Annotated in this window: 11 protein-coding genes; 10 read left to right on the forward strand and 1 reads right to left on the reverse strand. The window is 71.1% G+C overall.

Annotated features, from left to right (window positions below; all coding sequences use genetic code 11):
• Nucleotides 1–9: 9 nt before the first annotated feature.
• The 9 genes from ACIQID_RS10185 (at nucleotide 10) to ACIQID_RS10225 (ending at nucleotide 10,292) form a co-directional block, all read left to right on the forward strand.
• Nucleotides 10–897 carry a DUF58 domain-containing protein gene (locus ACIQID_RS10185; RefSeq protein WP_400284498.1) on the forward strand — a complete coding sequence of 296 codons (888 nt, stop codon included), beginning with the start codon at nucleotides 10–12 and terminating at the stop codon, nucleotides 895–897.
• Nucleotides 884–1,372 (forward strand): hypothetical protein, encoded by a 489-nt coding sequence (locus ACIQID_RS10190; protein WP_400284501.1) that lies wholly within the window; start codon nucleotides 884–886, stop codon nucleotides 1,370–1,372. The genes ACIQID_RS10185 and ACIQID_RS10190 overlap by 14 nt, the downstream gene beginning before the upstream one ends.
• Nucleotides 1,363–2,349, forward strand: coding sequence for a VWA domain-containing protein (locus ACIQID_RS10195; protein WP_400284504.1), 987 nt, complete (start codon nucleotides 1,363–1,365; stop codon nucleotides 2,347–2,349). Before ACIQID_RS10190 ends, ACIQID_RS10195 begins: the two co-directional genes overlap by 10 nt.
• Nucleotides 2,346–3,398, forward strand: a complete 1,053-nt coding sequence (locus tag ACIQID_RS10200; protein ID WP_400284507.1) for a VWA domain-containing protein — start codon at nucleotides 2,346–2,348, stop codon at nucleotides 3,396–3,398. Before ACIQID_RS10195 ends, ACIQID_RS10200 begins: the two co-directional genes overlap by 4 nt.
• Nucleotides 3,399–3,613: 215 nt before the next feature.
• Entirely contained in the window at nucleotides 3,614–7,099 is a 3,486-nt protein-coding gene (locus ACIQID_RS10205) for a PKD domain-containing protein (protein WP_400284509.1), read from the forward strand.
• Between the two features lie 130 nt (nucleotides 7,100–7,229).
• Nucleotides 7,230–7,976 carry a hypothetical protein gene (locus ACIQID_RS10210; protein ID WP_312674311.1) on the forward strand — a complete coding sequence of 249 codons (747 nt, stop codon included), beginning with the start codon at nucleotides 7,230–7,232 and terminating at the stop codon, nucleotides 7,974–7,976.
• Entirely contained in the window at nucleotides 7,970–9,073 is a 1,104-nt protein-coding gene (locus tag ACIQID_RS10215) for a hypothetical protein (protein WP_400284513.1), read from the forward strand. The genes ACIQID_RS10210 and ACIQID_RS10215 overlap by 7 nt, the downstream gene beginning before the upstream one ends.
• A 51-nt stretch (nucleotides 9,074–9,124) precedes the next feature.
• A complete protein-coding gene (locus ACIQID_RS10220) occupies nucleotides 9,125–9,799 on the forward strand; it encodes a phosphotransferase family protein (protein ID WP_400284516.1) in 675 nt (224 codons plus the stop codon).
• Between the two features lie 85 nt (nucleotides 9,800–9,884).
• Nucleotides 9,885–10,292, forward strand: coding sequence for a pyridoxamine 5'-phosphate oxidase family protein (locus ACIQID_RS10225; RefSeq protein WP_312674314.1), 408 nt, complete (start codon nucleotides 9,885–9,887; stop codon nucleotides 10,290–10,292).
• Between the two features lie 21 nt (nucleotides 10,293–10,313).
• Here the strand turns inward: ACIQID_RS10225 and ACIQID_RS10230 are convergent, their stop codons facing one another.
• The gene (locus ACIQID_RS10230) at nucleotides 10,314–11,021 is read right to left on the reverse strand and encodes a ZIP family metal transporter (RefSeq protein WP_062637612.1); all 708 of its coding nucleotides are present in this window, start codon (nucleotides 11,019–11,021) and stop codon (nucleotides 10,314–10,316) included.
• Nucleotides 11,022–11,136: 115 nt separating this feature from the next.
• On the opposite strand from ACIQID_RS10230, the gene argG reads away from it, so the two are divergent.
• Nucleotides 11,137–12,582, forward strand: a complete 1,446-nt coding sequence (argG, locus tag ACIQID_RS10235; RefSeq protein ID WP_025105204.1) for an argininosuccinate synthase — start codon at nucleotides 11,137–11,139, stop codon at nucleotides 12,580–12,582.
• Nucleotides 12,583–12,610: the final 28 nt, after the last annotated feature.

The raw sequence follows: 12,610 nt of genomic DNA on the forward strand, positions 1-12,610 counted from the left end.
CCGCGCCCGATGCCCAGCCTCATCACGCAGGTGAAGAGCAAGCTCTTCATCCACTCGAACCGCAAGTCGCTGCACGCGCTCGACGGCGCCTACGCATCGTTGCTGCACGGGCGGAGCCTCGACTTCGAGGACCTGCGCAAGTACGAGTACGGCGACCAGGTGCGCGACATCGACTGGCGCGCGACCGCCCGCCTCGGCACGCCGCTGGTCAAGCGGTCACGGGCCACGCGCATGCACACGGTGATGTTCGTCGTCGACACGGGACGCTCGATGACCGCTCTCGCCGCGGACGAGCGCTCGAAGAAGGACCTGGCGATCCTGGCGACCGGAGCCCTCGGGGTGCTGACACTCCGGCACGGCGACGACTTCACGGTCGTCTACGGCGACGTCTCCCGCGTCCGCCGGCTGGCGCCGGGGCGCAGCGAAGGGGCCCTCGAACACGCGCTGCGGACGATCGACCGCGCGGTCGACGACGCGGCGGCCCCCAGCGATCGGGACGCCCTGCTGTCCTTCGTCACGCGGACGATCGCCCGGCGCATGATCGTCGTCGTGCTCACCGACGAGGCCCCGGTCACCACCGAGACCGAGCGCCTGCTGCGCCGCCTGCGCGTGCAGCACGACGTGCTCTGGCTCACCCTGCGCGACGCCGAACCGGTGCTCGACCACCGTTCCGCCCGGCTGCGCGCCGACGTCGACAGCCTCTGGGAGGTCCCCGATTTCATCCAGGGCGACCGCACGATCGTGAACGAGCTCCGTGCGCAGCGGGCGGCCGACGCCGCCCGGCTCGCCGACCTGCTCACGCGGATGGAGATCAGCCACGCCGCGCTCGACGGTCAGGACGACGCCGTTCCGCAGCTGCTGCACCTGTTGAACCGGAGGTCCGATGCCCGGTTCTGACGAGCTCTACCCGCCCGCGCAGTACGGGTGGGGATGGATGCTGCTCGCGCTCGGCATCCTGGCCCTGCTGATCGTCGGCACGTGGCTGCTGTTCCGGCTCACGCGCCCCCGCACCGCCGCCTCCGGAGCGGCCTCAGATGCCGGCCGGCCGTCCACGCTCGACGTGCTGTCCGCTCTGCGCTCGGAGTACCTCGACCGCATCGACCGCGTCGAGCACGACTACCGGAACCGCCACCTCTCCGCGCGGCAGGCGAACCTGGAGCTGAGCCGCGTCGTGCGCACGTTCGTCAACGAGTACAGCGGTCTGGAAGCACCGGTGCTCACCCTCGACGACCTCGTCTCCCGCGGCGTGCACCCTGCGCTCATCGACGCGATGGGCCGCCACTACTATCCGAGCATCTTCCGGCAGGGACCCGCCATCGATCCGGCCGCCGGCGCCGAAGCCGCCAGGACGGTGGTGCGCGCGTGGCACTAGCGAACGTCTGGATGCTGGTCCTGGCCGCGGCGGTCGTCGTCGCCGCGGTGGCGGTCGGTCTCGCGGTGGGCCTGCGCCGCCATCGCGACCGGCGCGCAGCGGACACCGCCCGCGTGGCCAGGGCGGAGCGGCTGCGGGCCCTGCCGTCCTTCCGCCAGGCGCTGTCCCGTCGCGCCGTCGCCCTGACGGGGCTGCTCGCCCTCGGCGCCGGGGCGGCGCTGGCCGCCGGCGTCGTGGCCGCGCGTCCGATGTCCGCCCAGACCGTCCAACCCGTCGACACGAGCCGCGACATCATGCTGTGTCTGGACGTGTCGGGCTCGATGTCCGAGGTCGACGTCGAGGTGCTCTCCGTGTTCGACGAGCTGCTCGACGGCTTCGAGGGCGAGCGCATCGGCCTGACGATCTTCAACAGCTCCCCCGTGCAGATCTTCCCCCTCACCGACGACTACGACTTCATCCGCGAGCACCTCGCGAGCATGATGTCGAGCTTCGACTACGTGGACGAGATCCCGGAGCACTGGCTCGGCACCCTGAACGGCGACGGTGCCTCGCTCATCGGCGACGGGCTCGCGGCCTGCACCATGGGCTTCGATCACCCGGACGACGACCGGTCGCGGTCGGTGATCTTCGCGACGGACAACGAGATCAACGGCGCCTCGATCGTGACGCTCGACGAGGCCGCGGCGTATGCGGCCTCGAAGGACGTGCGGGTGTTCGCGATCAACCCGGTCGAGGGCAAGGATGCCGACGTCAGCGCCGAGCTGGCCGCCGCCGCCGAGGGCACGGGAGGCGCCGCCTACGGGCTCCGCGACACGACGACGGTCGGGGACATCATCGACGAGGTCCAGAAGCAGGAGGCCACGGCACTGCGCGGCGAGGCGCAGGTGGTCTGGACGGACACCCCGAACCTGTGGATCGCCGTCCTGTCGGTCCTCGCGCTCGGCTTCGTCGTGCTGGTCTGGAGGGTGCGCCTGTGATCTTCCAGCCCGTGCTCCCCGTGTTCCTCATCCTGTTGCTGTGCGCCGGTGTCGCCGGCGTGGCCGTCTGGATGCTCGTGCGTGCTCCGCGGGCCGGGGGCGAGGTCGTGACCGACCGACGTGTTCTCGCCGTGCATCGGTCCCTCTGGGCGCTGCGCCTCGTGATGGTGCTCGCCTGCGCCGTGATGCTGCTGCGGCCGGGGCTCCCCGGAGGCTCCACGCAGACCCTGGCGACCGACACCGACATCGTGCTCGTCGTCGACACCACCGCGAGCATCGTGGCCGAGGACTGGGACGACGGCTCTCCGAGGCTCGACGGTGTGCGCGCCGACGTGCGCGCGCTCGTGGAGGAGTACCCCGGAGCCCGCTTCGCCCTCCTCACCTCGGATGCGGCAGCCCAGCTGCGGATCCCGCTCACCACCGACACCACCGCCCTGCTCGGCTCGCTCGACGTGCTGCGCCCCGAGGTCACGAGCCAGTCGCGCGGCAGCTCGATCGGCGTGGCCGCTCCGCTGCTGAGCGAGACCCTCGCCGCCGCGGCGGAGTCGTCGCCGGACCGTTCGCGCATGGTCTTCTACTTCGGCGACGGCGAGCAGACCACGGGGTCCGCCCCGGAGTCCTTCGCCGACAGCGCTCGCTACACCGACGCGGGTGCCGTCTTCGGGTACGGCACGGCGGAGGGCGGTCCCATGCGCGTCACGACGGGCGGGCTCGACCAGAACGGCTCCGAGTACATCCAGTACCAGGGCGCCGATGCACTCTCCGTCATCGACGAGGGGAACCTCGAGACGATCGCCGGGCAGCTCGGCGTCGGGTACGAGCACCGGGAGGCGGACGCCGCCCCGACCCTCCCCGCCGCACCGTCGAGCACCACCGCCTACGCCGACGCCGGCGAGGTGGGGAACGTGATCGAGTTGTACTGGATCGCCGCGCTGGTCATCCTCGCCGCGCTCGGCGTGGAGCTCACCCGCGCGACGATCCTGGTCGCCCGGCTCCGCGGGCTGCGCGCTCCCCGCTCGGCACGGCCCGCTCCCCTCGACACCCCCTGACAGCCTCCGAGACCCCGGGCATCCGTGCGGGTACGGCGTGTGCTCCGCGCCCGGCGATGGTATTGTGTTACCCGCCGGAGGCTTCTGTGCCTCCGGCGGGGGTTCGTCGGAACGAACCGCCGCGGTCCGAGCATCTCTGGGGGAGCTCTCGCGGTCGATCGTCCGGCGATGTCGTGCCGACGTGGGGTCGGCCATCGAATGACTGGGGAACACACATGGGGAACAGTGCTGTCTGGAAGCGCGCGCGCATGAGCGTGGCCGGAGTGATCGCGGGGGTGATGGTCACAGCGGGGCTGGTCGCCCTCGGTGGCGGCGCTGCCGCAGCGGCCGAGGGCGACGGCCTGCCTCCGCTGCTGCAGCGGGACGAGAACGTCGTCACGTCCGATCCGATCCCGACCGTGCAGATCGACAACGGGTACGTCTGGGCGCAGACGACGATCGGCTCGATCGTGTACGCGGTCGGCAAGTTCGACAACGCCCGGGAGCCGAAGGCCGCCCCCGGCACCGCACTGACGGCACGCTCGAACGTGCTCGCCTACGACATCGACACCGGTGCGCTGCTGCCGTTCGCCCCGCAGGTCAACGGCGTGATCAAGGCCGTCGCCGCCTCGCCCGACGGCTCCCGCATCTACATCGGCGGCTCGTTCACCAAGGTCAACGGCAAGGACCGGTGGAACATCGCCGCGATCGACGCGAAGACCGGCGAGCTCGTCCCGGGCTTCGTGCCCTCCATCGGCGGATCCGGCGTCTACGCGCTGGCGACGTCGGGGACGACCGTCTACGCCGGCGGCCTGTTCACCCAGGCCAACGGCACGCCGCGGAAGAACCTGGCCGCCTTCGACACCACCAACGGCGCCCTCCGTCCCTGGGCTCCGCAGACCGACCTCCAGGTCGATGCCATGGTCATGGACCCTGCCGGCGCGGACACGATCGTGGGCGGACGCTTCTCCCAGGTCAACGGCAACACCGAGATGCGGGGCAGCGCCTCCGTCGACAAGACCACCGGCGCCCTGAACACCGAGTGGGAGCTGGCGAAGACGGTCAAGAACGGCGCCGGATCCGGCATCTACGCCGGCAAGGCCGGGACGTTCGGTCTCGCCGCCGACGCCACCGGGGTGTACGGCACCGGCTGGGGCTTCGCCGACGCCGCGACCGGCAGTCTCGAGGGCACCTTCGCCGCCGAGGCCGGTACCGGCAAGGTGCGCTGGATCGCCGACTGCATCGGCGACCACTACGGCGTCTACTCCACCGGCAAGGTCGTTTACACGACCAGCCACACCCACACCTGCGAGACGTTGGGTCTCCACCCCGAGCAGGCACCGCGCGTGCACCGGTACTCCGAGGCGTACACCGCCGACGCCCGCGGCACGCTGGCCCCCCAGCCCGCCGCGCCCGGCCGGAAGGACTGGGGCGGTACGGCGGCGCCCTCGCCGTACGCCTGGTCTCCGGACTGGGCGGTCGGCGTGACGACCGGTCTGGGTCAGGCCGGTCTCTCCATCACCGGCACGGGGAACATGATCTCCATCGGCGGCGAGTTCCGCTCGGTCAACAACGGCCAGTTCGAGGGCCTCGTGCGGTTCTCGACGACTCCTCCCGGTGGCGCGAAGGACGGCCCCCGCCTTTCCGGGGACAAGTGGGCGCCGACGGCGACCGCGCTCCCCTCGGGTGCCGTGAAGGTCTCGATCCCGGCCAACTGGGACCGAGACGACCTCACGCTCACCTACGAGCTGCGCCGCGCCGGCTCGACCACTCCGCTGTTCACCACGAAGGCAGACTCCACCTGGTGGAACCTGCCCGCCGTCACGTTCGAGGACACGACGGCTCCGGCCGGCTCGCAGCAGACGTACACCTTCACGGCCACCGACAGCAACGGCAACACGGTCACGAGCAGGACCGCGACCGCCACCGTGGGCGCGGCGACACCCGCCTACTCCCGGGCCGTGCTCGCCGACGACCCTCAGCTGTACTACCCGTTGGGAACAGTGGCCCAGGACCTCGCCGGCACGAACAGCCCGATCTTCCGCTCGGGAACGAAGCCGCTGTCGTCGGACGGGGGCGCTACGGCGCTCGACGGCACCGAGACCGGACGCGTGGACACCACCACGAAGATGCCCGCGCCGACCACGTACTCGGCCGAGATGTGGTTCCAGACGTCGACGACCACCGGCGGGCTGCTCTTCGACTTCGAGAGCTCGGCCGCGGGCTTCTCGAGGAACCACGATCGGAACGTCTACCTGTCGAACGACGGGCGCCTGAACTTCGGGGTGTACGACGGCGGCACGAGGGTCATCACGACAAAGGCCGCGTACAACGACGACAAGTGGCACCACGTCGTCGCGTCCGTGAGCCCCGAGGGGATGAAGCTCTTCGTCGACGGGCAGCTCAACGACCAGATCACCGGTGTGACCAAGGGTCAGGACTACCAGGGCTTCTGGAAGATCGGCAGCGGGAAGCTCGCCAACTGGCCCAACGCCCCGAAGTCCGTGTCCCTGACGGGCAACGTCGACGAGTTCGCCGTCTACCCGTACGGGCTGAGCGCCGCGCAGGTCAAGACGCACTACAGCGTGGGCAACGGCTCCACCGCCCCCGTCGCCGCCTTCACCGCCACCGTGAATGGCGTCGATGCGGCCTTCGACGCGAGCACGTCCGTGCCGCCCGGCTCCACCACGATCTCGGACTACCTCTGGGACTTCGGCGACGGTTCCACGCGCACCGGCAAGACGCCCGCGCACACGTACGCGAAGCCCGGCACATACGCGGTCAAGCTCACGGTCACCGACAGCCAGAGCCTCATGGGATCGGTCACGAAATCGGTCGTCGTCCAGGGCGCCAACACGCCGCCCACGGCCTCGTTCCCCCTGTCGGCCTCGGGACTCACGGTGTCGGCCGACGCGTCGGCATCGACGGATGCCGATGGCACCATCCGCAGCTACCGCTGGGACTGGGGCGACGGCACGACCGGTGAAGGCGCGTCGACGACGCACACGTACGCGACGCCCGGGACGCGGACGGTCACCCTCACGGTGACGGACGACGTCGGCGGCTCGACGACCACCACGCGGGAAGCCGTGATGGCGGAGCCCGCGCCGCTCGCGAGCGACGAGTTCGACCGCACGGCCGGTCCCGGCTGGGGCGAAGCCCTCGCCGGCGGCGCCTGGAAGATCGCCGGCGGGTCCGCGGCCGCGGCCAGCGTCGCCGACGGCTCCGGGCAGCTGAAGCTGGCCGCGGGAGACACCCGCCACGCGACGCTGAACGCCCCGTCGGTGCTGAACCCGGCGCTGGAGACGACCTTCCGCGTCGATCAGCCGTCGAGCACGGGAGGCTCCTACATCGGGGTCATCGCCCGCGACTCGTCCGCCGGTCGGTATCTCGTCCGCGCGTGGCTCCGCCCGGACGGCACGGTCTGGCTCGTGGCACACCGCGACGGCACCGTCCTCGCGACCCGGGCACTGAACGGCGTCACGATCACCCCGGGCACCACCTACACGCTCAAGGCAGCCGTGACGGGGACGGACAAGGCCTCCCTCGTCGCGAAGCTCTGGGCGACCGATGCCGCGGAGCCCGCCGACTGGCAACTGCGGGCGACCGACGCCGCCCCGCTGCCGGCGGGTGGCGTGGGTCTCAGCGGCAGCCGCTCTGCGAGCGCGACCGCACCGCTCGGCGTGTCCTTCGACACGTTCCGCGTCAAGGCTGCGCAGTAACCGGACCGCACAAGCGACGGACGCCGACCTCGATCAGCCGGGGTCGGCGTCCGTCGCATCGCCGTATCCGTCGCGCCCGATCGTCGCGGATAGGATGTTCAGACGCCGACGACAGGGGAGGAGGTGCGTCGTGACGCCTGCGCAGGACGACACCGCCGCAGCCCTCCTCCGCTCGAACCGCCGGCGCCGGCTCATCCGCCGCTGGGTCGCGATCGGCACGATCCCGCTCACCCTCGCCGCGCTGCTCTTCGTGGGCAAGCTGCTGAGCATGTACGCGTTCGCCCATCAGGCCATCACCGCCTACGTCGTCGACGACTTCGCGGGCTCCGAAGCCTCGGCGCGCGGACAGGACGTCCTGAACTGGTTCGAGCCGTACAAGGCCCCCTACAACATCGGCACCGCACTGGCTGGGGCCGACGAGCTCCCCGCGTCCCGCGCAGAGCTGGAGCGGGCCCTCGACCTCGCCACCGGGCTCGAGGTCTGCCCGGTCCGGATCAACCTCGCCCTCGTCATCGAGCGGATGGGCGACGCCGCCAGGGCCGAGGGCGACGGCGCCGGGGCGACCGCCCTCTACGGCGAGGCGCTGACGATCACCGTCGAGACCCCGGAGGAGTGCCACAGCGAGGAGGCGCAGCAGCAGTCGCCCGATCCCGAGCGCGACATGTCCGACACCCTCGACAACACCGAGGACCGCCTCAAGCAGAAACAGCAGGAGCAGGAACAGCAGCCCCAGGAGGAGCAGGAGCAGCAGGAGGAACCCCAGCCGTCCGAGGACAAGCTGCAAGACCTCCAGGACAAGCTCGAGCAGGGGACGCAGGAACGCGATCAGCAGCAGGGCGACGAACCCGGCGGCACCGGGACGGACAAGCCATGGTGAGCGACCACGAGCGACAGCGCGCCCGTTATGTCGGCGGTACCGAGGGTGCCCCGCCGGTCCCGCCGCCCGGGGGCTATCGTGGCGCGCGGCGACAGCAGCAGGTCGGTCCCACGCCGCCCGTCCTCTCCCCGCTGCCGCCCGAGGAGAAGAAGCCCTCGGCGAATGCCCTGGGCTGGATCGCGCTGGTCTCCGCGATCCTCTTCGTCCTGATCCTGTTCGGCACGCTCGTGGTCGGCGGCACCGACCTGCTGTACGGCGTGACGATGATCACGCTGCAGCTCCTGGTGCTGGGAGTGATCGTGGCCGCGCTCTTCACCCCGGGAGGACGGCGGCTCGGGATCATCGCGCTCGTCCTCACCATCCTGTTCAACGTCGCGACCGTCGGGGCGCTCAGCGCGCTGCGCACCTCGGCATCCGGCGACTACGAAGGCGTGAAGACCGCGGAACAGCGGCACGCGGAGGCCTACCCGGGCATCAAGGGCACGGCCCCGCAGGAGGCGCTGACCCAGCAGTCCCTGGAGGAGGTGCGCGCCGAGGCCGACGCGCTCTTCACCGACATCCGCGACCGGCTCACTGCGGACTTCGGGCTCACGTGGGTCCGGGTGGGAGACGAGGACCTGCGGCCGGAGCGCAACGGCTACGGCGGCGAGTCCATGCTGTCGGAGTACACGTCGGCAGCCTGGGCGACCGAGCAGCCCGTCCAGGGGTACGCCCTCAAGCTCGAGGTGATGGCCGCGATCGACGAGGTGGTGGCGGCCCACGGCCTCTGGAACCTCTACTCGTTCAACGACCCCGCGAACTCCGGCATCGACCCGTCCATGATCGCCAAGCTCTACGGCAGCGACGACCCGCAGACGCAGACGACGTGGGAGTACTACACCGAGAACTACCCCGACCCGCTGCGCTTCTACGCGAACATCTACGATCTGTCGAACGATACCGACGGCGGCTTCCGCACCTCACGGGAGGCGCAGAGTGCGCGCACCGGCGAACCGATCGAGGGGCTCCAGCTCGTGGTCATCGCCGGCAAGGTGTTGAGCGAGGCCGACCGCGCGGAGTTCGAGAAGCGGCTGCAGGACTACCCCGGCTTCGAGTGACCGCCCGCCCGGTGCGAGGATGACGGCATGAAGTAGGGTGCGGTCGGCGCGGTGCGGCTCGTCGAGCGCGGCGGACGCCGACTCGTCGAGAAGCGCCTCTCCGATCCGGCGCGGCACGACAACGAGCTGCGGGCCCTCCGCGGACTCGTCGGCTCCGGGCTCCCCGTACCCGAGGTCGTCGAGGAACGGCCGGGGGCGATCCTCATGACGGCGCTCCCCGGCTCCCGCCTCGACGACGGCGACGCCGACACCCGGATCGCCGGCCTCGGGTCGTCGGCACCGCTGCTCCGTGCCCTGCATCGGCTCGACCCTCCGGACGATCTTCTTCCGGCACCCGACGACGCCACGATCGTCGAGCGGTACCGCGCCGCCGGCGCGCCTCGTCTCCCGCTGCGCATCCCGCCGTCGTCCGGGGTCGTCTTCTGCCACGGCGACTGGACCGACGGCAACCTGCTCGCGCAGCACCGCCGCGTCTCCGGGATCGTCGACTGGGAGGCCGCGCACCGTGGCGATCCACTGCGGGAGCTGGCCCGAGCGGCGTGGGGAGCCTCCCGGAAGGACCCGCGGTCCGAGCGGGCGCTCATCGACGGCTACGGCGCCGATCCCGCCCGTGTCCGTGCGTGGTATCCGATCATCGCCGCGGAGCTGTGGCTGTGGTTCGCGGAGGCCGGCCCTCCCGAGTACCTCGCCGCTCTCCGCGTCGAGCTGGAGGCGTGGTCGCCCTGACCTCACCGGGTGATTCCCGGTCGGCACCCTCGATGATCCGCGGCGCCGTGGCTACACTGGCGGCACACGGGGAGGGAGTGTCCGCATGATCCACGAGCTCGATGAGCAGCAGTCCTACGAGTTGCTGGCGACCACCACGGTGGGCCGGATCGGATTCGTCGACGACGGCCGGGTGGAGATCCATCCGATGAACTTCGTCGTCTCGGGGCACGACCTGCTGCTGCGCACGTCACCGGACGGTCACCTGGCCGCGCTCTCCCGCGAGTCGGCCGAGGTCTCGTTCGAGGTCGACTACCACGATCCGATCGGCGGCCTGGGGTGGAGCGTGCTGATGCACGGCACGCTGTCACGGGTCCCGGAGGAGGAGGCGGCCGGCGCCGCCGCGCGGGTGCATCCGTGGGCCGGCGACGACCGGGATCTGCCGCTGACGTTCCGGATCGAGCGCATCACGGGGCGCAGCGTCCGTCGCGACGCCCGCAACAGCGGCCTCTGAGCGGACGCGCCGCCGATCCTTTCAGGAGGCGAAGGCGAGACCCGCGGCGAGCGCGAATCCGAGGACGGTCGCCAGCCCCGTGGACTCCTTCGCCTTCGACTGCGCCTCCGGGACCATCGAGTCCACCAGCATGACGAGCAGGGCGCCCGCGGCGAAACCGCTCGCCCCGGAGCGGAAGACCTCGCCGGTCACGCTGGCCAGCGCGAATCCGGCGACGGTGGCGAGCGCGCACACCACGGCGACCCCGGCCCACAGCAGCAGCACCCTGCTCCGTCGCATGCCGCCGTCGAGCAGGTCGGCGGCGGAGCCGATGGACTCCGGGAGGTTCGAGACGAGGATGGCGACGACGAGCGCGATGCTCACCGGCTCCCCCGAGGCGAGACCGATGCCGAGCACGAGCTGCTCCGGGATCCCGTCGAGGAGGGCCCCCACCGCGAGCTGACCTCCCCCGGCCTCGCCCTTCTTCCTCGCGGCTCTGGCGTCGAGGATGCGGGCGGCGATGTAGTAGCTGAGGGCTCCGAGTGCGACGCCGGTGACGAGCGGGATCGGACCGCCGCGGTCGAGTCCCTCCTCCCAGAGCTCGAAGGCGATCGAGGCCATCAGCGCACCGGCGCCGAACCCCAGGACGATGCCCAGCCACCGCGGCGGCCAGGTGCGCAGCATCGCGAGCACCGCGCCGACGAACAGCGGAGCCGCCGCGACGGCTCCCCACAGAATCGCTCCACCCATGCGCCCATCTTCCCGTCGACCCACCCCTTTTCGCGCGAGCCACCCCTCTGCGTGCGTGCGAAAGGGGCCGGAACACACGAAAGGGGGTGGGTCGCGCGCCGATAGACTGGGAGCCATGTCCAAGGTCCTCCAGTCCCTGCCCGTCGGCGAGCGCGTCGGCATCGCCTTCTCCGGAGGACTCGACACCTCCGTCGCCGTCGCCTGGATGCGCGACAAGGGCGCCGTCCCCTTCACCTACACGGGCGACCTCGGCCAGTACGACGAGGACGACATCGCCTCGATCCCCGGGCGCGCGCTGGAGTACGGCGCCGAGGCCTCGCGTCTCATCGACTGCAAGACGGCGCTGGTCGAGGAGGGCTTCGTCGCGCTCTCCTGCGGCGCCTTCCACATCCGCTCGGGCGGCAAGACCTACTTCAACACCACGCCGCTCGGCCGCGCGGTCACCGGCACCCTGCTCGTGCGCGCGATGCGCGAGGACGGGGTCGACATCTGGGGCGACGGCTCGACCTACAAGGGCAACGACATCGAGCGGTTCTACCGCTACGGTCTGCTCGCCAACCCCCGCCTGCGCATCTACAAGCCCTGGCTCGACGCGGACTTCGTCACCGAGCTCGGCGGTCGCCAGGAGATGAGCGAGTGGCTCGTCGCGCACGGCTTCCCGTACCGCGACTCGGCCGAGAAGGCGTACTCGACGGACGCGAACATCTGGGGTGCGACCCACGAGGCGAAGACGCTCGAGCACCTCGACGTCTCGCTGGAGACCGTCGACCCGATCATGGGCGTGAAGTTCTGGGACCCGTCCGTCGCCATCGAGACCGAGGACGTCTCGGTGACGTTCGAGGGCGGCCGTCCGGTCGCGATCAACGGCGTCGAGTTCAGCGACCCGGTGGCCCTGGTGCAGGAGGCGAACGCGATCGGCGGGCGCCACGGCCTCGGCATGAGCGACCAGATCGAGAACCGCATCATCGAGGCGAAGTCGCGCGGCATCTACGAGGCCCCGGCCATGGCGCTGCTCTTCATCGCGTACGAGCGGCTCGTCAACGGCATCCTCAACGAGGACACCCTCGCCACGTACCACGAGCAGGGTCGCCGCCTCGGCCGCCTCATGTACGAGGGCCGCTGGCTCGAGCCGCAGTCGCTCATGCTCCGCGAGTCCATCCAGCGCTGGGTCGGCTCGACGATCTCGGGCACCGTGACGATCCGCCTGCGCCGCGGTGACGACTGGACGATCCTCGACACGGTCTCCCCGAACCTGTCGTACGGGCCGGAGAAGCTGTCGATGGAGCGCGTCGGCGACGCTGCGTTCGGCCCCGTGGACCGGATCGGTCAGCTCACGATGCGCAACCTCGACATCGCCGACTCGCGCGCCCGCCTGGAGCAGTACGCGGGCCTCGGCCTGGTCGGCGGCGCGACGGGCGAGCTCGTCGGCCGGGTGACCGCGGGCGAGTCGGCCGAGATCACCGAGTCGGTGCACGGCTCGATCTCGGAGGCCGACGAGAACCTCGCGGACGCGGTCGACACCGCCTCCGAGCGCGCGGCCTTCGACTCCGGCACCGACTGAGAGCACCGGGCGGCGGGCGTGGCGGACC

The organism is Microbacterium sp. NPDC091676 (genome assembly GCF_044756645.1).
In the GTDB taxonomy this organism is placed as follows: Bacteria; Actinomycetota; Actinomycetes; order Actinomycetales; family Microbacteriaceae; genus Microbacterium; species Microbacterium paraoxydans_D.